Origin of the sequence: Pedobacter sp. (assembly GCF_031119335.1) — a bacterium.
Classification (GTDB): Bacteria; Bacteroidota; Bacteroidia; order Sphingobacteriales; family Sphingobacteriaceae; genus Pedobacter.
On record NZ_JAVHXT010000008.1, the window covers coordinates 44,927 to 70,751 of the forward strand.

Genomic DNA, 25,825 nt, shown 5'->3' on the forward strand with positions numbered 1-25,825 from the left:
TTTGATAGAATGAGTAACAAAGATAGTATTTTACCACTTAACAAACTTTAACAACAGAAATATGTTTATGTAAGGCAATTTGCCCTATATTTAAACCAATGAAGAAAAACTATCTCTTGCTCTTATGTCTTCTGACATCGTCTCTTTTTGCATTAGCACAACAATTTGAGGTTAGAGGAAAAGTTACCGACAGCGATGGAAATCCCATTCCATTTGTATCTGTTTTTATCAAAGGAACTACCAAAGGCGTGTCTGCCAACGTAGATGGTGTTTACAATATTAAGGTAGAAAGAGGTTTGGTAACATTAACTTATACGGTGGTTGGTTTTAAAACTGCTAGTCACACCGTTGATGTTTTTGACAACGTTACACTAAATAAGACCTTGCAACAAGAACAGTACACATTAAACAGTGTAACCATTACCGCTGGTGGTGAAGATCCTGCCTACAAAATCGTTAGAAATGCCATCAAAAATAGGAAAGCATATTTAGAGGAAATTTTTGCTTACAATAGCGATGTTTATATCAAAGGAATGCAAAAACTGGTAGGTGCACCAAAAAAATTCTTCGGCAGAGATATCCAAAAAACATTAAATCTCGATACGAATAGAAATGGCATCCTCTACCTTTCCGAGTCGCAATCGAAGTTTTCTTACATGAAACCCGACAGAATTAAGGAAGAAATGATTTCCTCTAAAATTTCGGGCAGAAACAATGCCTTCAGCTTCAACAAGGCTTCTGATATGAGGATCAACTTCTATGAAAACCTATTGTTAGCCAATACTGGCTTAAGTTCTAGAAGCTTTGTATCGCCAATTGCCGACAATGCACTTTTTTACTATAACTATAAATTACTAGGTAGAACAGAAGAAAATGGCTTAACGGTTAATAAAATTGAGGTTATCCCTAAAAGAAAAAATGATCCGGTTTTTAGGGGCGTGATTTACATTGCCGAAAACACTTGGCGTTTGATGGGCACCGACGTTAATTTAACAAAAGATGCTGGCATCAATTTGATAGATACGTTAAATATTGCCCAGCATTTTATCAAGGTCGATAAATATTACATGCCAGGAAACCTAAAATTCCAATTTAATGGCGATGTTTTTGGCTTTAAGTTCGAAGGTTATTTCATCAGCTTTTATAGCAATTACAACATCAACCCTAAATTTGAAAAAGGTTACTTTACACCAGAAATTTTGAAGATTACCAAGGCAGTGAACAAGAAAGACTCTGCCTATTGGGCAAACAACAGACCTATTCCCCTAACAGAAGAAGAACGCAGGGACTACATTAAAAAGGATAGTATCGCCCTGCGAATGCAAAGTAAGCAATATTTAGACTCTGTAGAAAAAGCTAATAACAACTTCACATTGGGCAAAATGCTGTTGACCAGCTATACACATAACGACAGGTACCATAAACGAACTTACACTTTTGACCCTTTATTGCAATCTGTTTTTTACAACACGGTTGAGGGTTTTGCCATCAAATACGGCGTTTCTTATCGTAAAAGGTTTGAAGACAATAAATATCTAACTATTCGTCCGCAGGTGCGTTACGGTTTTAAGAATAAAACATTTACTGCAAACTTGAATACCTATTATTATTATGATGCAACCAAACGTGCTGGTGTTGGGTTTGGCTTTGGTAGCGAAATAGCCGACCTAAATAATTACGGAACAATGGGTTTGCTATCTAACTCAATTAACACCTTGCTTTTTGAGAGAAACTTCCCTAAATTTTACAAACGAGATTATGTAAATATAAATACACAGAGAGAGCTGGCCACAGGTTTGCAGGCTTCGCTATCTGTAGATTACTCCAAAAATCGTGCATTAACCAACAGTACACTCTATAAGTTTAGAGATTACGATGATCGGGCTTTTACATCAAACAACCCACTAAATCCGGCAGATGATTCTCCGTTTTTCCAAACCTACCAATCTACATCAATTACTGCTGGTTTAATCTACACCATAGGCCAGAAATATATCACTAGGCCAGATGCCAAAATCTATACCGAAGCTAAATATCCACGTTTAAGTTTAAGATATAAGAAAGCAATTAATGGAATTTTTGGTAGCGATACAGATTACGATCTAGTAACTTTTGAAGCTTACCAAGAGCGAATTGGTTTAGGTTTATTTGGCTATACTTCGTTTGTTATTGGTGCTGGTAAGTTCCTCAATAACAATAAGCTATTTTATCCAGAATTTAAACATTTTAGTGCCAATAGAGCTTTACTTTTCCCGCCGAACCTTCGAAAATTTAGGTTTTTAGATTTCTACAGATACAGTGCCAACGAACATTACTTAGAGGCGCATTTAGAGCATAATTTTGCTGGTTTCATCCTCAACAAAGTACCGATATTAAGAAAATTAAAACTAGAAGAGGTTATTGGCGTGAATTACCTAACGCAACCACAAAAGCGAGACTACACTGAGTTTTATTTTGGCGTACAGCGTTTGGCTTTCGGCATTAGCTATGGTTTTGCTTATGATGGAAACAGAAAAGTTGATGAAGGTTTCAGAATTGCCTACAGTTTTTAAAATTAACTCTCAGAAACACCGGGCATCATGCTAAAGTTACAAGCTTTTTGCTATTTTAACGTTATTAATTAAACCTAACTATTTTTAATGGCGTGCTACCTCCGATGTTGTTTACTGATATTGCTTTGCAGTAGCGCTTTTACAGCATTGGGTCAACAGTACGTGCTAACGGGCAAAATTACCGAACCCAAGGGCACAAGCGTTCCATTTGCATCCGTATATGTAAATGCAACTACACAGGGCACTTCTTCCAATATAGACGGGCAATATAAACTTACTTTACCTGCCGGAAAAACTGAATTGCTGATTACCGCGGTTGGCTACGAAGACAGAAAAATAACGGTAACGATGACGGAGAATACGAAGTTGGATATTGTATTGTCTTCTAAAATATTTACGCTGAATGATGTCGTTATTAAATCTCCGAACGAAAATAGGGCCAACGAAATCATCAAAAAGGTAATTGCCAAGAGGAAAATTTACCTTAACGAAATAGATGCCTTTTCTTGCGAAGTTTACACCAAGGCCATGCAAAAATTACTGAACGCACCGAAAAGGTTCTTCGGACGTGATGTGGCGACCATACTGGATTTAGACAGTAACCGACAAGGTGTGATCTACCTTTCCGAAACAGAATCGAAACTTGATTTCAAGCAGCGTGATAAAATTAAAGAAGTGATGATTTCCTCTAAGATTGCTGGAGATGATAATGGATTTAGTTTTAACAAAGCTTCAGATTTGAGTGTAAATTTCTATAACAACATCTTATTTGAAGACAAACTTTGTGTACGTGGTTTTATTTCGCCTATTGCAGACAACGCCTTTACTTATTACAAGTATAAAATGATGGGCACCAGTACCGAAAATGGAAAAACCATCAGTAAAATACAAGTATTGCCTAAACGGAAAAATTTACCTGCATTTTCTGGCGTAATTTATATTGTTAATGATTTGTGGCGAATTAATGCGGTGGATTTGTTTGTGACTAAAGATAATGGCATAGAATTGATTGACACGCTAAAGGTTAGTCAGCAATTAGTGGAGGTAGGAAATGTGTACGTACCGAAATCTATCCAATTTAATATTGTAGGTAAATTACTAGGTTTCAAAGTTTCTGGATACGTAATGGGTGTGTACAAAAACTACGATATACAACCACGTTTTAACAAGAACTTTTTTACTAACGAAATTTTGAAGGTCGAACGATCATCTAACAAGAAGGATCCTTTTTACTGGGAAAAGAACAGATCTGTTCCTTTAACTACAGAAGAACGTGAAAACTACAGAAGAAAGGACAGCGTTACTGCACTAAAAGCTTCTCAGCAATATCTAGATTCGGTTGATCAGGTTAAAAACCGATTTAACCCTGTACAGGTATTGGTAACGCCTTACATCCATTACCGGAGCTACAATAAGAAGAGTGTTACCTTTGATCCAGTAGCAACAAGTGTTTTTTACAACACAGTGGAAGGACTTGGCTTAAAATATGCAGTTACCTGGCGCCAAGGTTTCGACGATGGCAAGTATTACACCGTAAAGCCCGAAGCCCGCTACGGGTTTGCCAATAACCATTTCAATGCCAATATCAAGTCAAAATACCTTTTTGATCCTACCAGAAACGGAACCATTGCGCTAGGTTTTGGCTCTGAAGTTGCCAATCTTAATTCGCACCAGCAAACTAATTTATTGCAAAACACTATTAACACCTTGGTTTTTGGTAAAAATGTAGCCAAGTTTTACGAGCGAAGATTTTTTAATGTAGAAGCTTCGAGGGAATTTGCGCCTAGCTTCGAGCTCAAAATTAGCGCCGACTATGCCCGTAGAAATGCACTTACCAATAGCAACCTCACCCATTTCTGGAATGACAATTTCACATCAAACGATCCATTTAAACCCGACGATGAACGAAGCTTACTATTTCCAAAGCACAAAGCTTTAGTACTCAGCGGCACTTTGGCTTATACTGTTGCGCAAAAATATATCACTCGGCCCGATGGTCGTTTTTACATCGAAAGTGATTACCCTAGAATAGAATTTAACTACAAACGTGGTTTAAAAGGTGTTTTTGGCTCCAGTGTAGATTATGATTTTATTTCCTTAGAAATCTACCAGAAAAAATTGCATCTAGGGATGTTGGGAAAATCATCTATTTTAGTTGGTGCAGGTAAATTCCTAACCTCAAAAAGCTTAAACTATCCAGATTGGAAGCATTTTAGGGCGAATCAGTCTATTGTTTTTGATCCAGATGAAAGAAACTTCCAGTTCCTTGATTTCTATATATTCAACACCACAAGGCAATATTTCGAGGCGCATTTTCAACATAACTTCGGCTCCTTCTTTTTAAGTAGAATTCCTTTAATTAAAAAATTGAAACTAGAGGAAATTATTGGTAGTGCTTACCTTTCATCTCCAGAAAAAAGAAATTATAACGAGTTTTATTTTGGTGTAAAACGATTGAATTTCCGCATTCACTACGGTTATGCGTATGATAGAGATGTTTTGATCAAAAAAGGCTTTAAGTTTTCTTACGGGTTTAATCTGTAATTTTCTTTAAACCACATAGACACATAGAAAAGCACGTTCATTACTAACGTTATTTTATCCTTAATAAAACCTATGTTTCTATGTGTTTAATAATGACGAAAATCATCTTGCCAAACCACAAATTAGCTTTATCTTTGCAGCATTAAACGCCGTTTGCAGCGGTATCAATATATTATGACATACAATACTCTACTTTATTACTGCTATTCGCCAATAGCAGATGCAGAACAATTTGCTGCCGATCATTTAAAATTCTGTAAATCTTTAGGTTTAGTTGGCCGTATCATCGTTGCCGACGAAGGCTTGAACGGAACTGTTTCTGGAACCGTTGAAGCTTGTAAAGCCTATATGGAGCACATCCATGCTGATGAACGCTTCGCCAAAACAGAGTTCAAAATTGATGAAGTGGAAGAACCTTCGTTTATTAAAATGCACTGCCGCTACAAAGCAGAAATTGTACATTCTGGCTTACGTGATACAACTATCATCGACCCAAATAAACAAACTGGCAAACATTTAGAACCTTTAGAGTTTAGAGAAATGCTTGATCAGGAAGATGTAATTGTATTAGATGTTAGATCTAATTATGAGCATAATTTAGGAAAGTTTAAAAATGCCATCACTCTAGATATCGAGAACTTTAGAGATTTCCCAGAGCAAATTGAAGCGCTAGCACAATACAAAGACAAAAAAGTATTGACTTATTGCACGGGTGGCATCAAATGCGAAAAAGCATCTGCTCTATTGTTGCATCATGGCTTTAACGATGTTTATCAATTACACGGTGGCATCATTAAATATGGCAAGGAAGCTGGCGGTAAGGATTTTGAAGGTAAATGCTACGTTTTTGACAATCGAATTGCTGTCGACGTAAATTCCGTAAACCCTACTGTTGCAAGTAAATGCCTAAACTGCGGTACTACAACTGCTAAAATGATTAATTGCGCTAATCCAGAGTGTAATGAGCACTTTACTCAATGCGATGCTTGTGGCGAAGCACTGCAAGGTTGTTGTTCCGTAGAATGTACTACGCACCCTCGTAAACGCACTTATGATGGTACCGGTTACTATGTGAAGGTTCCGCAACCGTTGGTAACAAAGCATTAGGATATTATTATCTAACCATTCGTCATTTCGACTAGGTACGAGGAGAAATCTGTTTTTAGACAAGGTTTGTTGTGAGATTTAGCTTCGCTTTCTTTCTTCTCTCTGCGTTCGAAATGACGCATAGATCAAAGTGGGTACAACTATCCATTTATTTTTCTATTTTGCAATCATTCCAGAATAATACAAGTTTGTAAATGAGAATTAACCTTCTACATTTTATCCTTCTATTAACGACTCTTTCCATTACCGTTAGCAGTTCAAACGCTAATGATATACCGCGTATTGGCGTGCCCTACGTGCAAAATTTTCATAAATCTTTGTACGCAGCCGGAAACCAGAACTGGTCTATCGCCAAAGACAAAAAAGGAATAATGTATTTCGGAAATTCTGCTGGTCTATTAAGTTTTAACGGAAAATATTGGAGCAAACACGAACTGCCTAACAAACAAATTGTACGTTCGGTAGCCATTGCAGATGATGGACTAATCTACACTGGCGGCTTTGGTGAATTTGGCTATTGGGCTTATCGAGATAAAAAACTGCGTTACAATTCATTAACTCAGCTCCTCCCTAAATCAGCTAAGCTTACGGGGGAAGTTTGGAAGATTTATGTATTAGGAAAGAAGATTTATTTCCAAACCTTTTCGCATATTTTCATTTACGAAAACAAGAAAGTTTCTGTTGTAAAACCACTCAATAATTTATTGTTTTTGCACAAAGTGGATAACAGACTTTTCGCCGAAGTACTAGATCACGGACTTTTTGAACTAAAAGGAAATCAGCTAATCAAACTTGCGGGAAGTGAGATTTTAGGTAGAACTGGAATTTTATCCATTCTACCATTTAAAAACAACCAGTTGTTAATTGGCACAAGCAAAAATGGGCTTTTCACTTTCGATGGAAGCAATTTCGCTCCATTTAACAATGAGGCTAATTGGTATTTAAAGACTTTCCAACTTAATAATGGAGCAAAAGTACTCGGCAAGTATTACACTTTTGGAACCATCTTAAATGGTCTAGTAATCATAGATGAAAATGGAAATGTAATCCAAACCATCAATAAAACTAGCGGATTGCAAAACAATACGGTGCTTAGTGTTTACAACGATAATGAAAACAATCTTTGGGCTGGTTTAGATAATGGCATAGATCGTATCGAGCTTAATTCTCCACTATCATTTTATTTTGATAAAAGTGGAAAATTCGGGACAGTATATTCTAGCCTAATCTTTGGCAATAAAATCTACTTGGGTACCAATCAAGGCCTATTTTCTGGAAACTGGAGCAATAACGCTGCAAGTAATTTCGATTTTAAGCTCATTCCAAATTCACAAGGGCAGGTTTGGGATTTAACGAAAATAGATAATCAACTCATTTGCGGACACAACGATGGAACGTTTTCGGTAGTTGGCGATCAGATCCAAAAAATCTCAAATATTAATGGTGGCTGGACTTTAAAAAAGCTTCCATCCAACCCAAATTACCTTATCCAGGGCACCTACACTGGCTTAGGCATTTATGTAAAGAATGGCCAAGGTGGCTGGAATTTTAACCATAGAGTGGAAGGTTTTGGAGAGCCATCACGTTATGTAGAGCAAGATTATAAAGGAAATATTTGGGTAAGCCATGCATACAAAGGGCTGTATCGCATCACCATAAGCGCTGATTTAAAAAAGGCGACCAACATTCAATACTATGATGAAAAGAATGGATTGCCAAGCAGCTTTAACATCAACGCTTTTAACCTAGATAATCGCGTTGTTTTTTCATCGGATTCTGGCTTCTACGTTTACGATGATATCAGCAACCGTTTTAGCAAGTATGAAGTGCTGAATAAAAATCTGGGCAACTTCAGCTCATCAAACAAAATCATTAAAGCTGCTAATAAAAGATACTGGTTCATTAACGATGGCAGAATGAGCTTGGCAAATTTCAGTCAGCCAGGCAAAATCAGTATCGACTCTAACAGATTTAACATTTTGGATGGGCGAATGGTACAGTACTATGAAAACATCAGCCAAATTAGCGAGAACCTTTATCTAATTAGTGTTGATGATGGTTTTGCAATTTATAATAATGCATTAGCTGGTACTATTAAATCTTCCACTAAACTACCGCAAGTACTTATTGGCAAAATTGATGACATTACAGACAAATACAGTTCTATTACCGAGAGCGGCGATAGTGAGAGTGAAATAGAGATACCTTATTCGAGAAACAGTATCCGGATTTCCTTTGCCCTGCCCTATTATCGATTAGCAAAAATTCAGTTCCAATATTTCCTCGAAGGATATTCTAAGCAATGGTCTGAATGGAATACGGCAACCCAAAAAGATTTCACCAATCTTAGCAGTGGCCATTATACCTTTAAAGTTAGAGCTAAAATTGACGAAAAAACGGTGAGCGAAGTTAGCAATCTGCAAATTGTAATACTATCGCCGTGGTATGCAAGCAATTGGGCTTGGGCATTTTACTTCGTTGTTATAATTGTAGGATTGGCTGTTGGAAAGAAGGTATACGAAGCTAAACTGAAAAGAGATCAGCAGAAAATTGCCGACAAGCTTCAACAAGAGCAAGAGGAGTACTTAAAAAAAGAAGCTGAAGCTACAGAAAAGCAAATCAGCAAACTACAGACAGAAAAACTGCAAACCGAACTGGCAGGCAAAAGCAGAGAGCTTGCTAATTCTGCAATGAGTTTGGTTTATAAGAACGAATTACTTCAAAAAATTAGTCAGGAACTGAATAAACTGAAAGACAATCAAAAACCACAAGAAGACCAGTTGCGCAAAATCCAGAAAATTATTGATGATGGGATGAACGACGAACGGGATTGGAATTTATTTGAAAACAGTTTCAACGAGGCACACGAAAGTTTCTTCAAAAAGCTAAAAGCCAACCATCCGGATCTTGTTCCAAATGATCTAAAACTATGTGCTTATTTGCGGATGAATATGAGCAGCAAAGAAATGGCTTCGCTTTTAAATATCTCTGTTAGAGGTGTAGAAATTCGTCGGTATCGTTTGCGTAAAAAGCTCGCAGTACCGCACGACAAAAACCTTACAGAGTTTTTAATCGAGATTTAACTACTACATCATTACCTCTCATTAGAGCAAAAGCCAGCACCACAACTAAAACTACTATACCATTTTTGTAGTAGTATCATTTTCTTAGTTAAAAGAGTAAATATTGCGTTTTTACACACAAAAACACAAATTTATTAAGCTACTGAGATAGCTACATTTGTTTAAGTGATGTAGTAATGTGCAAGTAAATTCAGTTGTTCTTTTCAAACAAAAGTTCAACATTCGTGTATTCAATAATCAAATATTAAAACAACGGTATGAAAAAAATCTTTACAGAACTCTCTGTTATTGCCTGTTTTTTATTGCTTTTACTATCAGACGTTGCCTATGCCCAAAACGTTACAGTTAAGGGTGTGGTAAATGATGATCAGAACTTGCCAATTCCTGGGGTGAGTGTAGTAGTTAAAGGCACAAATAATGGAGTACAAACAGATGCAAATGGCGCATATACTATTAGCGCCCCTTCAAATAGCACCTTAACGTTTTCATTTATTGGTTTCAATAATCAAGAAGTTGCTATCAATAATAGGACATTAATAAACATCACTCTTCAGACAGCAACTAATGATTTGCAGCAAGTTGTTGTAGTGGGTTATGGTACACAACAAAAAAAGGATTTAACTGGTTCAATTGCTAGTGTAAAAGGCGAAGAGATTGAAAAAATGACAGTTACCAATCCGATGAATGCTTTACAGGGAAAAGTACCAGGCTTAACAATATCAACTTCCGGAGCACCAGGCTCTGGTGGTACGGTAAGAATTAGAGGTATAGCCAGTACAAACAATGCAAATCCACTTTACGTTGTAGATGGAGTTTTCCAAGATAACATTGACTATTTAAATCCAGCTGATATTGAAACAATTGACGTGTTAAAGGATGCCTCTTCTACTGCCATTTATGGTTTACGTGGTGCAAACGGAGTAATTGCTATTACTACTAAACGTGCTGCAAAAGGCAAGAGTACTATCAATTTCACCAGTACAGTTGGCTTTCAAAAGGTAGAAAAACTTATAGATGTTACGGATGCCGAGGGTTTTAAAAAGTTATTCTCTGCTACGTTGGCAGCCACAGGAGCAACACCTTTCGATTACACAAATTATACTGGTAATACCAATTGGCAAAAAGAGATATTAAGAGATGCTTTTATTAACACAAACTCTTTAAGCATTTCTAATACTGGAGAAAAAAGTACCACATTGTTAAATGTTGGATACAATGATCAAGATGGACTAATTAAGTATGGTAATTTCAAAAAATTTATAGCTCGTTTAAGCCAAGAGACGAAACTAAACGACGCCATCAAGATTGGAGGAGACATCACTGGCTATCATTATAGAAACAATCCTAGCAGTGTAGGCTTAAATGCTGGAGTTTGGTCTGCACCTATAGTTGATGTTAGAAGCGCTAATGGTTTATATAATGCAATGCCATCCTTTCAACAAACTTCAGTAGGCAACCCGGCATACACCATAGACAGAACTAGAAATACTTCAATTAACAGAGGTTATAGAGCTACAGGTAGCTTATTTGGAGAAGTTAAATTTTTGAAAGATTTTACTTGGAGATCTACGGTTTATGCAGATTTACGCTTCAATAGTATTAGAGCATATACGCCGTTACCTTACCCAATTGTATATCTAGGAGAAGGTAGCAATGCTACCCGAACTTTCGTTGATCAGACAGCTAGAACTACCGTAAGACAAGAAGCATTTGAAAGAAGGATGTTCCAACAAGACCATACGGTAACTTTCAACAAAACCATAAAGGAAGACCATAAAATTAATGCTGTAGCTGGTTTTACTACAATTAATCAGTCTAACACTAACTTAATTGGCTCTAGAACCGACTCTACCCTAGCTGTTCCAAATAATCCAGATTTATGGTACCTAAATGTAATTAGTCAAGATAACATTACCACAAACTCTGGAACAGGGGATTTAGAATCTAATGTTGGTTTTTTTGGACGTGTAAGTTATTCATACAAAAGCAAATATTTACTAAATGCTACAGTAAGAAGAGATGGAAGTTCTAAGTTTGCGCCTCAAAATAGATGGGGAACCTTCGGCAGTGTTGGTTTAGGTTGGATTATTAGCGAAGAAAACTTCTTCAAAGACGTTAAAGGCATCGACTTTTTAAAATTAAGAACTGCCTGGGGAAGACTTGGTAACTCTAATGCAATACCGAACAATGTATATCAACAAACATTAAATACAAGCTCTTCTGCTGTGTTTGGCGAATTTACCTATCCATCAATTGCCTACGCATTTAGACCAGACCCTAACTTACATTGGGAAGTTATACAGGGGTTTGACGTTGGTGTAGATGTTAGGGCTTTGAACAATAGATTAAGTGCAGAAGTAAACTACTATGATAAACAAACCACTGATCTTTTCACTAGGGTTTTCTTACCAGATGATCCAAGTAGACCTTATTATACTAACTTAGGCAAAGTAACTAATAAAGGTACTGAGGTAGCTCTAGGCTGGAACGACAAAATTGGAAGCGAGCTAACCTATAATATTGCTGGAAACTTTTCATACGTTAAAAACAACGTAGTTTCTATTGGTAACGCATCAAACTTCCAGTTAGTAGGGAACGGCGGCGCCAACTTAACTGAAACAGGTAGATCTATCGGCTACTTTTACGGATTTAGACAGGTGGGAGTATACCAAAGTACTGCTGATTTAGACAGAATGCCTCGAATGTTAACTTCACTACCTGGAGATATTGCTTACGAAGATATCAACGGAGACGGTGTGATTACTACCGCAGATAGAACATACCTTGGCACCCCCTTCCCTCCATACAGTTACGGCCTAAGTATCTCTTTAGGATATAAGGGTTTCGACTTTAGTGTAGACGGACAAGGAGTTGCTGGAAACAAAATATACACACAGTGGAAAACTGCCAACTTTGCTCAACTGAATTATCCTTCGAATAGATTAAATGCGTGGACGGGGCCAGGGTCAAGCAATGTCGAGCCTATCATCGTTCCAAGAGCTAACAATTTGCTTTTTAGCTCATATTTCTTAGAGGATGGAAGCTATTTCAGACTTAGAAATATACAAGTTGGTTACACTTTCCCTAAAAGCTTGTTAGCGAAAGCTGGCGTTCAAAAATTGAGAGTATATGCTAGCGGGCAGAATATAAAAACGTGGAGTAAAGTTAGTGGTTACAGTCCTGAAGCACAATTAAGTGATATTCTAGCGAGTGGTGCAGACAATGGCGTTTACCCAGTTCCATCTATATATTCTTTTGGTTTAAATCTTACATTCTAGTATCAAATATTCTGGAAAAATGAAAACTAATTATAAAATTGAAACAAAGATTGCCTATCTATTTTTAGCATTGGCAATATTGTCTACTCTTGGGTGCAAAAAGTTTCTAGACACCACTAAACAAGGGCAGTATAATACGGACAATTATCCATACCCAGGTAATTCTGGTCCTTATGACGAGTATTTATTTGGAGCTTATAATGATTTAAGGTCTTATAATTTGCATGCTCGTGGATTTCTATTTGCAACTAGCGTACGTAGTGATGACGCAGATAAAGGTAGCAGCGCCACCGATGGTGGTGTAGATGCTAGTACAATGGATCTTTTCCCAGTAGCGCCAAATAACGGTGCCGCAAATGAGTTATGGAAGGGACATTTTTCTTTAATCACAAAATGTAACATTGCATTAGAGCAAATTGCAAACAATACTGCCATAGTAGCAACCCAAGAGCAGAAAACACTTGCTGAAGCAGAAGCAAAATTCTTACGTGGATACGCATACTTCAACTTAGTGAGATTCTTTGGGCGTGTACCGCTAATCGACAAGGTGCTACCCGCAAGCCAGCCATTCACTGCACAAGTTGGTCCAACGCAATTATATCCATTTATCGAATCTGATTTACAATTTGCCGCTGCAAACTTACCCATCTCTTGGGATAAGAAATTTGTTGGACGTCTTACTAAAGGAGCTGCTAATGGGATGCTTGCTAAAGTGTACCTTACACAGCAAAAGTGGGGAGCAGCAATGTCTACAGCAAACTTAGTAATGACTTCTGGACAATATGATCTAAGTACTAGTTACGCCAATATTTTCGGTGAAGCTGGAGAAAACAGCAAGGAGTCTGTTTTTGAGGTACAAGCTACAGCTTCTGCTGCTATACCAACCGATAATGGTGTTGAAATTATTAGGTGGCAAGGAGTTAGAGCTGGTGGCGATTGGAATTTAGGATACGGTTTTAATGTACCAAACTCTTATCTCGAAGCTGCTTATGAAGCAAACGACCCAAGAAAAGCTCGCACATTACTTTATAGAAGTTCGGCCTCTACAACCTATAAAACGGTTTACGGAGAAAACACAGGCACCGACTGGACAAACCCTATTTATAACCACAAGGTATATAGCAGTCCAGCGTACAGAGCAAAATATAACCATAGAGGTGGCTGGTGGATGAACATCCGCTTGCTTAGATATGCAGACGTGGTTTTGATGTATGCTGAAGCAGCTAATGAACTTGGTGGCACAGCTAATACCACTGCTGCTGTAAATGCGCTGAACAGTGTAAGAGCAAGGGCGAGAATAGGTGCTGTTGCTGGAACTTTACCTGATGTTACTACAACAGATCAAAACTTATTAAGGGACGCAATTAGACACGAACGCCGCATAGAGTTGGCAATGGAATATGATCGTTTCTTTGATTTAGTTAGATGGGGTGTGTCTGGCACTGTATTACCAGCGGCTGGAAGGCCTAATTTTGTGGCCGGGCGTGACAACGTGTTACCTATACCGTTAGAACAAATTGACTTGAGTAAGGAACCATTTAAACTCACCCAAAACCCTGTTTATTAATAGTTAAATTGATAATATTATGAAACTTATAACAATATATCATTTAAAACGAGTTTTCGCTTTGGCGCTTTTAACTGTTGCAGTTGCAGCGTGTAAAAAAGGCGATAATCCAAATAACCTGCCAGATGTGAATGCTAAAGATTACGAAGGCACAGTTGATGGATACAAAAGCTCGGATGAAGTAGCTTCAAAAAACCTTGTAGCTTACTGGAGTTTTGATGGAGATTTAAATGAAAAAATCAGTGGAACTGCCCCTACAACCGTTGCAGGAAATACATTTGTTGATGCAGGTCTAAAAGGTAAAGCACTTAGCCTAAATTCTGGCTTTTTATACTTTGCCAAACAGTTCGATGCATTTAAAACTGCTAATTTCAAAAGCTTCACCATTAGTACATGGGTGCAGATTTTAAATAATGGCTCTAAAAGAACAATGGTTTTCCAATTGGCAAGACCGGGCGTTTTCAATGGAAATATCAATTTCATTTTAAATACCAACTCTTTTCCAGCTACCAACACAAACGAGCTAAAAATCAATCCAACGTTTACTGGTGTAAATGGCGGTATGCAAGATAACATAAACACACTTCGCGACAGCCCAGGAATGCCTAATTACGTGCCATACCTTACACCTCAAATTGGGGCTACAAAATGGACACATTTATTGTTAACTTACGAAACAACTACTGGCTTCTTCAACATTTGGGCAGATGGTGTAAAAGTAGGTGCATTTTCAAGCAGAGGGGTTGGAAATTCAACTTTTAACTCGTTCGAACCAAGTGAGGTAATTTTTGGTGGAAATTACAACATAGTACCAGGAAAAGCAGTAAACGCTGATGCAAACTTTGCTGCTATGACTGGAAGAATAGACGAGTTCAAAATATGGAACATAGCATTAACAGATGCACATATCAAAGCCATATTTAACTTAGGCAAAGCAGGTAAATAGCATTAAATAGTTTTAAGGCACGACTCTTTATTTCGGTCGTGCCTTTTTATACTCAATAATCGGTTGGCGATGAATTTTATAAGTAGATTTCCTTTTATAATTTCTTCTATGGTTTTTATAATCAGTATTACAATTATTGCCTGTAAAAAAAACAATACCGAAAGTACCATAAATGCAGATACCTCTTTATCATTCACCATAAACGGAGCAAACAACGGGACTTTAAAATACACCAATATAATAGGTAAACCTATAATTAAATTTAGCTTTACAGAAGCGATTAATACCGCTACAGTAGCAAACGGCATTACACTAAAAGATGCCAACGGAAACATCGTTACATTAACTATCTCTTACGAAAACGACAATAAAATCGTAAACGTAATTCCACAAAACAATTTAGCTTCTTTTAGTACACACACCCTATCGGTTAACGAGCAGCTAAAGTCTTCTAAAGGAGGCAGATTAATCAATCCAGTAGACATTACATTAATATCTGGGTTAGATGACACCGACAAATTTCCTCGCATAAGCGATGAAGAACTACTCACACTAGTTCAAAAACAAACATTTAAATATTTCTGGGATTTCGGTCATCCTGCAAGTGGCATGGCTAGAGAAAGAAATACTTCTGGCAACACAGTTACCTCTGGCGGTTCGGGATTTGGCATAATGGCATTGGTAATAGGCAGTCATCGTAATTTTATCAGCAGGGCTGATGCATTAGAAAGAGTGCAAAAAATCGTCAACTTCCTAAAAACTGCCGACCGCTTTCACGGCGCTTATTCCCATTGGATAGACGGCAACACTGGAAAGGCAATCGCATTTAGCGCAAAAGACAATGGCGGCGATTTAGTAGAAACTTCTCTGCTAATGGCTGGCTTGCTTACTGCCCGTCAGTATTTTGATGGTGCTAGTACAGTAGAAACCAACTTAAGAAACGACATCACTACACTATATAACCAAGTAGAATGGAGCTGGTACCAAAACGGAACAAACTCATTAACTTGGCATTGGAGCCCAACATTTAATTGGGATATCAATTTAAAAATACAGGGCTGGAATGAATGTTTAATAACTTACATTTTAGCGGCATCCTCTCCTACCCATACTATTTCAAAAGCAGTGTACGATGAAGGTTGGGCAAGAAATGGAGCGATGAAAAACGGAAATACCTACTATGGTGTTCAATTACCATTAGGAAGCCCCAGCGGTGGACCATTATTCCTATCGCACTACTCGTTTCTAGGTATCAACCCTAATGGATTAATGGATGCCTATGCCAATTACGAAACTCAAAATAAAGCACACGCCATGATTAACTATAATTATTGCGTAGCTAATCCTGCGAAACATAACGGTTACAGCGCAGACTGTTGGGGCTTAACAGCAAGCGATATACCGGGGGGATATACGGCTAGTTCGCCAACCAACGACAGGGGTGTAATTGCACCAACTGCGGCTTTAGCTTCATTTCCATACACACCAACACAATCTATGGCAGCACTTAAATTCTTCTATTATAAGTTAGGAGACAAAATTTGGAAAGAATATGGTTTCGTAGATGCCTTCAATCTAAATGACCCTTGGTTTGCTACTTCGCACTTAGCGATAGACCAAGGTCCAATCATTATCATGATAGAAAACCATAGAAGCAAATTACTTTGGAACTTATTGATGAGTGCTCCAGAAATTAAATCAGGGATGGGGAAGTTAGGTTTCTCTAGTCCAAACCTTTAAACATATAAAACACACAAATGAACCCAAAAGGATTACAATCAAACCGAAAACCCTATTAATCCTGAGGCTCCATTTGACAAAGAAAACATAAACACAACACACAAATGAACCCGAAAGGATTGCAATCAAAACAAAAAAACGCTATTAATCCTGAGGCTCCATTTGACAACTGAAAACATAAATACACACAAATGAAACTTAAATTGTTAATCCCTTTTCTCGCCCTTTTAGGAAGCTGCTCGGTCAGTAAAACCACCAATAAAACACAAAAACTATCTGATGATGAACTTTTAACCGAAGTTCAACGTCAAACTTACAAGTACTTTTACGAAGGTGCAGAACCAACTTCTGGCTTAGCTAGAGAGCGCTATCATAGCGACAACATTTACGGAAAACACGATAAAGATATCATCGCCACTGGCGCAAGTGGTTTCGGTATTATGGGAACCATTGTGGCTATTGAGCGTAAGTTCATCACTAGAGAACAAGGTTATGCACATCTTAAAAAAGGGTTAGATTTTTTGGAAAAGGCCGATAGATTTCATGGCGCTTGGGCACATTGGATGCATCCCTCTGGTAAAGCAAAAGAATTTGGCAAAGATGACGATGCAGGCGATATAGTAGAAACTTCTTTCTTGGCACAAGCATTAGTAACATTACGTCAATACTATCAAAATGGCAATGCCGATGAAAAAACATTAGCAAAAAAGGCCGATGAACTTTGGAAAGGCATTGAGTGGGATTTCTACAGACAGAATAACAAAAACGTTTTGTATTGGCACTGGTCGCCAAAATCTGCTTGGAAAATGAACTTCGCCATTACTGGTTACAACGAATGTTTAATCACTTATGTGATGGCAGCCTGCTCACCTACTCACGGTGTTCCAGCAGAAGTTTACCACCAAGGTTGGGCAAAAAATGGAGCTATGAACACCGACATTTCAATGTACGGGCATCCAATTAAATTGAAACACAACGTAGTTGGCGAAAGTGTTGGTCCACTTTTTTGGGCGCACTATTCGTATTTAGGTTTAAACCCTAAAGGCTTAAAAGATAAATACGCCGATTATTGGCAAGAGAACAGAAATCACACCCTAATTAACTACGATTACGCTATTGCCAATCCAAAAGGCTTTAAAGGTTATGGCAAAAATTCTTGGGGAATGACGGCAAGTTATTCGGTAAAAGGCTATGCAGCTCATATGCCTAACGAAGATTTTGGGGTCATCAGTCCAACCGCAGCATTATCTTCATATCCTTACACGCCAAAAGAAAGTATGCAAATGATCAGACATCTTTATGAAAACATGAAGGACAAAGTTTGGGGCGAATTTGGTTTTTACGATGCTTACAGCGAAACTGCCAATTGGTATCCGAAAAGATATTTAGGTATAGATCAAGGTCCAATTGTAGTGATGATAGAAAACGGTCGTACTGGATTACTTTGGAAACTGTTTATGAGCGCTCCAGAAATACAACAAGGATTAACAAAACTAGGTTTTACCTACTCAAAATAGATATACATGAAGAGAATTTTCGTAGCATTTGCCCTTGCACTAACTTTGCCAACTTTTGCACAACAGAAGAAAGCAGCACCTACCGAAAAACAGAAAATGGATGCTTTCATCAGCAACCTAATGTCTAAAATGACGGTTGATGAAAAGATTGGCCAATTAAATTTGGTTACCGGGGGTGAAGCCACTACTGGAGCAGCAGTAAGTACTGGTGTGGAAGCTAAAATAGCTAAAGGCAACGTTGGTGGTATCTTCAGTTTAACTACGCCACAAAAAATCCGTAAGGCACAAGAAATTGCGATGCGCAGCAGATTAAAAATACCGATGATTTTTGGTCAAGATGTGATACATGGTTACAAAACTACTTTCCCTATTCCATTAGCCTTGGCTGCGAGCTGGGATATGTCATTAATAGAAAAAACGGCTAGAGTTGCTGCAATTGAAGCAACCGCCGATGGTTTAAACTGGACTTTCTCGCCCATGGTAGATTTAGCCCGCGACCCACGTTGGGGACGTGTTGCAGAAGGTAGTGGCGAAGACCCTTTTTTGGGTTCGGCAATTGCAAGAGCGATGGTTAAAGGCTACCAAGGCGATGATTTAAAAGCAGTGAATACGATGATGGCTTGCGTAAAGCATTTGGCTTTATATGGTGCATCTGAAGCTGGTAGAGATTACAACACTACCGATATGAGCTTCGACAGAATGTACAACGAATATTTACCTCCCTATAAAGCAGCTATTGATGCTGGTGCAGGTAGTGTGATGGTTTCTTTTAACGATATAAACGGTGTTCCGGCTACAGCTAACAAATGGCTATTAACCGATTTACTACGTAAAGAATGGGGCTTTAAAGGCTTTGTGGCATCAGATTATACCGGGGTTAGCGAGCTAATTGCACATGGTTTAGGCGATTTAAAAACGGTATCTGGCTTGGCCTTAAAAGCTGGAACCGATATGGATATGGTAAGTGAAGGATTTTTGACTACCCTAAAAGACAATTTAAAAGAGGGTAAAGTCACCATCACTCAAATCAACACCGCTTGTCGATTAATCTTAGAGGCAAAATACAAGTTAGGCTTGTTTGATGATCCTTTCAAATATTGCAACGACGAAAGAGCTGCTAAAGAAATTTTAACCCCAGAAAATTTAAAATTTGCTCGCGAAACCGCTACCAAAACGTTCGTGCTATTAAAGAACGAAAAGCAAACTTTACCATTGCAAAGAAAAGGTACTATCGCTTTAATCGGCCCTTTGGCAAATACTGCGAGCAATATGCCAGGTACTTGGAGCGTAAATGCTGATATGTCAAAAGTGCCTACCCTACTGCAAGGTTTAACTGAGGTTGCTGGCGACAAAGTAAAAATCGTACACGCTTTGGGCTCTAACTTAATTGGCGACCCTAACCAACAAATTTGGGGAACCGCTCATGGTAGAGATATTCCTCGCGATAACCGACCTGAAAGTGAAATCATAGCAGAAGCAGTAAAAATTGCTGAGAAAGCCGATGTAGTGGTGGCTGCTTTAGGTGAAGGTTCAGAAATGAGTGGAGAAGCTTCGAGCCGTACAGATATTGGCATTCCAGATACACAGAAAAAGTTGTTAGAAGCTTTATTAAAGACCGGCAAACCTGTAGTTTTAGTGCTATTTGCTGGTCGCCCTATGACTTTAACTTGGGAGCAAGCAAACGTTCCGGCAATTCTTAATGTTTGGTTTGGTGGCGTAGAAGCAGCAAAAGCCATTGGCGATGTGTTGTTTGGAGATGTTAATCCTTCAGGTAAAATCACCATGACTTTCCCGCAAAACGTTGGGCAAATTCCGTTGTATTATGCACATAAAAATACTGGCCGCCCGCTTGGCGATAGACCTTGGTACAGCAGATTTTGGTCTAACTATTTAGATGTATCTAATGACCCACTTTATCCTTTTGGTTTTGGTTTAAGTTACACCACTTTCAACTATGGCGATGTTAAAATCAGCAATAACACCTTAAAACCTGGGCAAAAAATAACGGTAACTATAACCGTAACCAATAGTGGTTCAGTTGCTGGAGAAGAAGTGGTACAACTTTACATCCGCGATTTGGTGGGTACAAGCACCAGACCAGTAAAAGAACTGAAAGGTTTCCAGAAAATCAGCCTAAAACCTGGCGAAACCAAAACGGTTAGCTTTTCTATTACAGAAGATATGCTAAGGTTTTACAACAGTCAGTTGAAATTTGTATCTGAAGCTGGAGATTTCAAAGCATTTGTAGGTACAAACTCTAGAGATGTAAAAGAAGTAGATTTTAAATTAGTGAAGTAATTTAACCACATTTATTGTAGACTTACGAAGTTTTTAAACGGCGAAGCCCTCAACTTTTCCATAAGAAAAATAAAATTAAGCTAAAGTTAAACTTCGTAAGTCTTTTTCATTTTCGTCATTGCGAGAGTTTACTCCGACTATCGGAGAGGCACGACGAAGCAATCTTTAAATTATTATGAAAAAAACAGCCGCATTACTACTTCTACTCTCCCTAAGCATAACAGCCTTTGCGCAAGACCTTTCACTCTATAAAAAAGAAAACTTCGTTACCAAAGGCGATACCTTGAAATACCGCATCCTCTACCCTAAAAATTTCGATACCAATAAAAAATATCCAATAATACTTTTCTTACATGGCCGGGGCGAAAGCGGCAACGACAACGAGCGTCAGTTAGCAAATGGAGGCAAGCTTTTCTTAAACGAAAACTTTAGAAACAGCAACGAAGTCATCACTATTTTTCCGCAGTGTAGCCAAAACAGTTATTGGGCTAATGTGGAGATTGATACAGTAAACACCAAACGTTTTTTCACCTTTGTACAAGGTGGTCAGCCAACAAAATCGATGGATCTTGTACTTCAATTTACAGACCAATTTTTCAAAAATTCCTTTGTTGATCCTACTAGAATTTATGTCGGCGGCCTATCTATGGGCGGTATGGGCACCTTCGAAATCCTAAGAAGAAAACCAAAAACTTTTGCAGCAGCATTTGCTATTTGCGGTGGCGACAACGTCAAAAACGTAAAGAAATACAAGCACACCCCACTTTGGATTTTTCATGGCGGTTTAGATGACGTGGTAACTCCTCAATTTTCGCACGGCATTTACCGAGAAAGAAAAAAATTAGGCAACGAAGCCAAGTTTACACTATATTTAAAGGCAAATCACAACAGTTGGGATAGCGCCTTTGCAGAACCAGAATTGCTGCCTTGGCTACTATCGCATAAAAAGTAAAACAGACAACTATATTTAAGTAAAGACGCACAATATGCGTCTCAAAAAGATGGAAAAAATGGACTTACCCAACATCTTCAGCAAAGAGGTTTCGGAAGGTGTTATCGATAGAATTAATCAATTAAGCCCTAATTCTCAGCCATTGTGGGGCAAAATGAATGCGGCGCAAATGTTTGCGCATTGCTGCGTGGCTTACGAAATGGTCTATACCGACAAACATCCAAAACCAGGTTTTTTCATGGGCTTTATCTTAAAAACTTTCGTAAAAAAAATGGTAGTTAGCCCTAAACCATATCCTAAAAGTTCTAAAACCGCTCCAGCTTTTTTAGTTAGCGATGAGAAAAATTTCGAAGCAGAAAAGCAACGCTTAATCGACTATATCCGCGAAACCGAAGTGCTTGGTTCTTATATATTTGATGGCAAAAAGTCACTTTCATTTGGCCATTTAAGTGCCAACGAATGGAATAATATGTTCTACAAACACATCGACCACCATTTAAAACAGTTTGGCGTCTAGTCTTTCTTGAAAAGCAAGTTTCTGTACGTTTCGCCTACATCAGCCCCGCCTTTTGCTAAACCCAATTAACATTGGGTACCGCTGTCAGTCGGGTTTAAAATGCAATAACAGTTTTTCAAACCTTAATTTCCTAACAACATTTTGCTAATAGATAGCTTCCTAACGGATATTCCTAGAAACAAGGAATGTGGACTGAAAATCTTCAATACGCCGCTTTTGAGATTTAGAATATCTGCCAACTAAATACAAATTTTAATCGAACCGAAATTTCAAGAAAATTTTAGATATTTAACCTAAAGTTGCATAAAGCCTACCCAAATTGGAGGGATATGCGCTACTTTATTGCGCATATATATAAGTTAGCGGTAAGCTTGACAAGATTGTAAATCGATGAAAATATTTATTACAATAATACTAATCCTCATTGCTCTTATTGCCATTGTAATCCTGACGTTTTACCTCTTGTGGTTCATTCCTCTAAGAAAAAAGGAGCCAGGTTTTGAATATGTACACGTTGACGAAGATGGCTCAGTACGAGAGTTGGACAAAGATGAAATAGAATATCTATCAACAGAATTTGAGCCAGCGGACGGTGGAAGACCTTATATAAAGAACAGGTATAGTCAGCTGACACCAGACAAAAAGATTTGTGGCTATATTTTAAGAAGGCGTGTACCAAGACATCTTGAAATCAGGCCGATAAAAACTTAGACAGATAAAGCCTACCGCTAACAGTGGTTTGGCAAAAGGCGGGCTGAACGTCTCCGAATGAAACTAATTGCTAAATTTGAACTTGTCGGCTCCGAGTGAAGTAAGTGCCAGAAAACCCGCCCTTCGCGAAGCCGCAAAACGTTAGCGGTCAGGTAACTAACAACACAACAACAATGAAAAGAACTTTAATCATTATGGGTTTTATAGCGACAATCTTAAACTTGTTCAGCTGTTCGGGACAGACAACGAATGACAAAGATAAACTGCCCAAAGAAATGGAAGAACAAATTACTAATTCAGTTGAAGCATTTAAAAACAGACCTATTCATAAAGAATTGACAGAACAAATTATTGACACAACTTCGGACGAAAATCTTTTACAAGTGGTTTTTGACAACCTATCAGAAAAACAATCAACTGACTACGAAAAGGAATATGAAACCGTGTTGAGTTGGAACAAACCAAGACAAGCAATTTATATGATTTGGGCGTTAGAAGCAGAAGTAAATAATGGCGGTTACAATCAATTCTACTTCAACTCAAGTGGACAATTTTATAAACATTTAGTAGACGCTTTAAAACTTATTGGTGCAAATAAGTTTGCTGACTTGACCAAAAGAGCCAATGAAACTTTTGAAAAAGAAAATCCCAAAATAACTCAACATCAAGACGGCACATTAGAAGGTTTCAGCAAATCATATGACGACAATCCACTAAACAAATATGACGATGAATTTTATGACCTTTACAAAACGGAAAACTTGCAACAAATACAAATTGACTACATACGAAAAAACAAAAAAGAATTTATAGACAAATGACACGAAAAACAGAAGCCCGAACCGCTAACATCGTATTGACAATTTTGCCAAAAGCCGACCGTAAACAAAAGAACTGACAAAATATTTGACAATTTAAATGAACTGCAATAACTGTAACACCGAAATAAATTCAAAATTTTGTCCCAACTGTGGACAACCAACAAGTCTAAAAAGAATTGACGGAAAATATATCATTTTAACTTCTGGTTGGTGTTATCACCAACCAAGACAATAACAACCCATCATATGTAACATAAACAAGAGTGATTGGTGATAACACCAACCACAGGAAAATAGATGAAAAATTAAAGATTAATACACCTTGGTGGCAGTTCTGGAAAAAATAAAACTGGCTATAACAACAGGTTTAAGTTAAGCCTCGGGCGAAGCAAGAATACGAAAATTTGAAGCCATTTATTTAGCTTAGTGCTGTGGGTAGTAAGTGCAAGTAATTAGGCTCAACTTAAACCTGCAACCCGTTAGTTGCAATTTTGCCAAAAGCCGTCCGTAAACAAAATAACTGACAAAATATTTGACAATTTAAATGAACTGTAAAAACTGTAACACCGAAATAAATTCAAAATTTTGTCCCGACTGTGGACAACCAACAAGTCTAAAAAGAATTGACGGAAAATATATCATTTTAACTTCTGGTTGGTGTTATCACCAACCAAGACAATAACAACCCATCATATGTAACATAAACAAGAGTGATTGGTGATAACACCAACCACAGGAAAAATAGACATTATAAAAGGACATTAAGAATGAAAAATAAAATAGGCTTTAATCTAGTTTTCGCAATACTTGCATTTCCAATAGGATTAGCATTGTTAAAAGAATTTGACTTTGATACTTTTACATTTAGGAAAACTGCATTGGGTATTCTCTACCTTATTACGTTTATTGTTTGCATTTTTCTAATGTTAAGGAAAAATAAAAATCCATCTGAAAAATAAAAACTCTTACAAACAAGCTTTATATCAGGCAGATTAGTAGAAGTTTTCTGATTAACCCTAAATAGTCGGAGCTTCGATCTCTACAGCCTCACTAAATACCGAAACATTAACTACAAACTAGTTTTCCAAACCTATAAAAACAAACAAATAAATGAAAAACGTTTACTATCTATTATTGGCAATAATTCTCACTAGTTGTGCAAGCAATTCGCAACCTGCCGATCCAGTTCCTGAGCATGAAACTTTTACAATACAATCACAACAAGTAGGAGAAAAAAGAATAATTAACGTTTGGACCCCAGTGGATTACAAAACAAGTTCAGACTCCCTGCCTGTTATGTATATGGCCGATGGTGGAATAAAAGAAGACTTCCCACATATTGCAAACACCCTGGCTAAGCTTATCAAAGAGAGAAAAATCAAACCGCTCATTCTCGTAGGTATTGAAAACACCCAAAGAAGAAGAGATTTAACCGGATCTACCGAAGTTGCAAAAGACAAAGAGATTGCACCAATTGTAGGTGGTTCAGAGAAATTTAGGACATTTATAAAAGATGAGCTGTTTCCAGAAATTAATAAACGCTACAGAACAACAAATGAAAAAAGCATTATAGGTGAATCTGCATCAGGGCTTTTTGTAGTTGAAACATTTTTTCTAACACCTGACATGTTTGACAATTATATTGCCTTCGACCCATCATTGTGGTGGAATAATCATTACCTGATTAGAACCGCAAAAGAGCATTTGGCAAAATTTCCTATAACAAAAAAACGGATCTGGTTTGCAGGCTCAAACGCAGAAGACATTTCACCATTCACTAAGCAATTAGCGGGTATTCTTAAAGCTGAAAACCATCCAAACATTGAATGGAATTATTCTGAAGAGCCCAAAGAAAAACACAACACCATTTTTAGGGCTACAAAAGAAAAAGCTATTGTTTGGACGTTGAATGAATAAGAAAATGAATTATTTAAAAGATTAGCTACGCTGTCTTTCAGTTCTCCTATCGTCGAAATGACCACCCTTTATAATTCTATACAGCGTAAACTACTGAAAAACAAACAGAAACACACATAAAGTAGTTCGTATACAAATAAGCAGCCTAATTTATCGTGATAAAAAGAAATTAGCCCTTAAGTGAGTTGGGGAACAAGCAGAAAACTTTCTCAAAATATTCATCTTTTTAACTTCTGGTTGGTGTTATCACCAACCAAGACAATAACAACCCATCA

At 37.7% G+C, this 25,825-nt stretch carries 15 protein-coding genes; all 15 read left to right on the forward strand.

Features of this window, described 5'->3' with window-relative positions:
• Window positions 1-98 precede the first annotated feature (98 nt).
• The gene (locus REI64_RS10350; RefSeq protein WP_308850045.1) at window positions 99-2,552 is read left to right on the forward strand and encodes a DUF5686 and carboxypeptidase regulatory-like domain-containing protein; all 2,454 of its coding nucleotides are present in this window, start codon (window positions 99-101) and stop codon (window positions 2,550-2,552) included.
• A gap of 87 nt (window positions 2,553-2,639) precedes the next feature.
• Window positions 2,640-5,096, forward strand: coding sequence for a DUF5686 and carboxypeptidase regulatory-like domain-containing protein (locus tag REI64_RS10355; RefSeq protein ID WP_308850046.1), 2,457 nt, complete (start codon window positions 2,640-2,642; stop codon window positions 5,094-5,096).
• 171 nt (window positions 5,097-5,267) lie between these two features.
• A complete protein-coding gene (locus REI64_RS10360) occupies window positions 5,268-6,203 on the forward strand; it encodes a rhodanese-related sulfurtransferase (protein ID WP_308850144.1) in 936 nt (311 codons plus the stop codon).
• Window positions 6,204-6,397: 194 nt separating this feature from the next.
• A complete protein-coding gene (locus REI64_RS10365) occupies window positions 6,398-9,286 on the forward strand; it encodes a triple tyrosine motif-containing protein (RefSeq protein ID WP_308850047.1) in 2,889 nt (962 codons plus the stop codon).
• A gap of 257 nt (window positions 9,287-9,543) precedes the next feature.
• Entirely contained in the window at window positions 9,544-12,564 is a 3,021-nt protein-coding gene (locus REI64_RS10370; protein WP_308850048.1) for a TonB-dependent receptor, read from the forward strand.
• Between the two features lie 19 nt (window positions 12,565-12,583).
• Window positions 12,584-14,131, forward strand: coding sequence for a RagB/SusD family nutrient uptake outer membrane protein (locus REI64_RS10375; RefSeq protein ID WP_308850049.1), 1,548 nt, complete (start codon window positions 12,584-12,586; stop codon window positions 14,129-14,131).
• Between the two features lie 19 nt (window positions 14,132-14,150).
• Window positions 14,151-15,077 (forward strand): LamG-like jellyroll fold domain-containing protein, encoded by a 927-nt coding sequence (locus tag REI64_RS10380; RefSeq protein WP_308850050.1) that lies wholly within the window; start codon window positions 14,151-14,153, stop codon window positions 15,075-15,077.
• 108 nt (window positions 15,078-15,185) lie between these two features.
• The gene (locus REI64_RS10385; RefSeq protein WP_308850051.1) at window positions 15,186-16,817 is read left to right on the forward strand and encodes a glucoamylase family protein; all 1,632 of its coding nucleotides are present in this window, start codon (window positions 15,186-15,188) and stop codon (window positions 16,815-16,817) included.
• Between the two features lie 191 nt (window positions 16,818-17,008).
• Entirely contained in the window at window positions 17,009-18,334 is a 1,326-nt protein-coding gene (locus tag REI64_RS10390; protein ID WP_308850052.1) for a glucoamylase family protein, read from the forward strand.
• A gap of 6 nt (window positions 18,335-18,340) precedes the next feature.
• A complete protein-coding gene (gene bglX, locus REI64_RS10395; RefSeq protein ID WP_308850053.1) occupies window positions 18,341-20,632 on the forward strand; it encodes a beta-glucosidase BglX in 2,292 nt (763 codons plus the stop codon).
• A 175-nt stretch (window positions 20,633-20,807) separates the two neighbouring features.
• Window positions 20,808-21,584 (forward strand): prolyl oligopeptidase family serine peptidase, encoded by a 777-nt coding sequence (locus REI64_RS10400; protein ID WP_308850054.1) that lies wholly within the window; start codon window positions 20,808-20,810, stop codon window positions 21,582-21,584.
• A gap of 49 nt (window positions 21,585-21,633) precedes the next feature.
• A complete protein-coding gene (locus tag REI64_RS10405; RefSeq protein ID WP_308850055.1) occupies window positions 21,634-22,101 on the forward strand; it encodes a DUF1569 domain-containing protein in 468 nt (155 codons plus the stop codon).
• A gap of 390 nt (window positions 22,102-22,491) precedes the next feature.
• A complete protein-coding gene (locus REI64_RS10410) occupies window positions 22,492-22,812 on the forward strand; it encodes a hypothetical protein (RefSeq protein WP_308850056.1) in 321 nt (106 codons plus the stop codon).
• 173 nt (window positions 22,813-22,985) lie between these two features.
• Window positions 22,986-23,633: a DUF4375 domain-containing protein gene (locus REI64_RS10415; protein WP_308850057.1), complete on the forward strand. Its 648-nt coding sequence runs from the start codon at window positions 22,986-22,988 to the stop codon at window positions 23,631-23,633.
• Between the two features lie 1,110 nt (window positions 23,634-24,743).
• The gene (locus REI64_RS10420; protein WP_308850058.1) at window positions 24,744-25,550 is read left to right on the forward strand and encodes an alpha/beta hydrolase-fold protein; all 807 of its coding nucleotides are present in this window, start codon (window positions 24,744-24,746) and stop codon (window positions 25,548-25,550) included.
• Window positions 25,551-25,825: the final 275 nt, after the last annotated feature.

Bases quoted from the DNA above. Each gene is read 5' to 3' on its own strand.
- REI64_RS10350 (WP_308850045.1), top strand. From the start codon at position 99: ATGAAGAAAAACTATCTCTTGCTCTTATGTCTTCTGACATCGTCTCTT.
- REI64_RS10355 (WP_308850046.1), top strand. From the start codon at position 2,640: ATGGCGTGCTACCTCCGATGTTGTTTACTGATATTGCTTTGCAGTAGC.
- REI64_RS10365 (WP_308850047.1), top strand. From the start codon at position 6,398: ATGAGAATTAACCTTCTACATTTTATCCTTCTATTAACGACTCTTTCC.
- REI64_RS10370 (WP_308850048.1), top strand. From the start codon at position 9,544: ATGAAAAAAATCTTTACAGAACTCTCTGTTATTGCCTGTTTTTTATTG.
- REI64_RS10375 (WP_308850049.1), top strand. From the start codon at position 12,584: ATGAAAACTAATTATAAAATTGAAACAAAGATTGCCTATCTATTTTTA.
- REI64_RS10380 (WP_308850050.1), top strand. From the start codon at position 14,151: ATGAAACTTATAACAATATATCATTTAAAACGAGTTTTCGCTTTGGCG.
- REI64_RS10385 (WP_308850051.1), top strand. From the start codon at position 15,186: ATGGTTTTTATAATCAGTATTACAATTATTGCCTGTAAAAAAAACAAT.
- REI64_RS10390 (WP_308850052.1), top strand. From the start codon at position 17,009: ATGAAACTTAAATTGTTAATCCCTTTTCTCGCCCTTTTAGGAAGCTGC.
- bglX (WP_308850053.1), top strand. From the start codon at position 18,341: ATGAAGAGAATTTTCGTAGCATTTGCCCTTGCACTAACTTTGCCAACT.
- REI64_RS10400 (WP_308850054.1), top strand. From the start codon at position 20,808: ATGAAAAAAACAGCCGCATTACTACTTCTACTCTCCCTAAGCATAACA.
- REI64_RS10405 (WP_308850055.1), top strand. From the start codon at position 21,634: ATGGAAAAAATGGACTTACCCAACATCTTCAGCAAAGAGGTTTCGGAA.
- REI64_RS10410 (WP_308850056.1), top strand. From the start codon at position 22,492: ATGAAAATATTTATTACAATAATACTAATCCTCATTGCTCTTATTGCC.
- REI64_RS10415 (WP_308850057.1), top strand. From the start codon at position 22,986: ATGAAAAGAACTTTAATCATTATGGGTTTTATAGCGACAATCTTAAAC.
- REI64_RS10420 (WP_308850058.1), top strand. From the start codon at position 24,744: ATGAAAAACGTTTACTATCTATTATTGGCAATAATTCTCACTAGTTGT.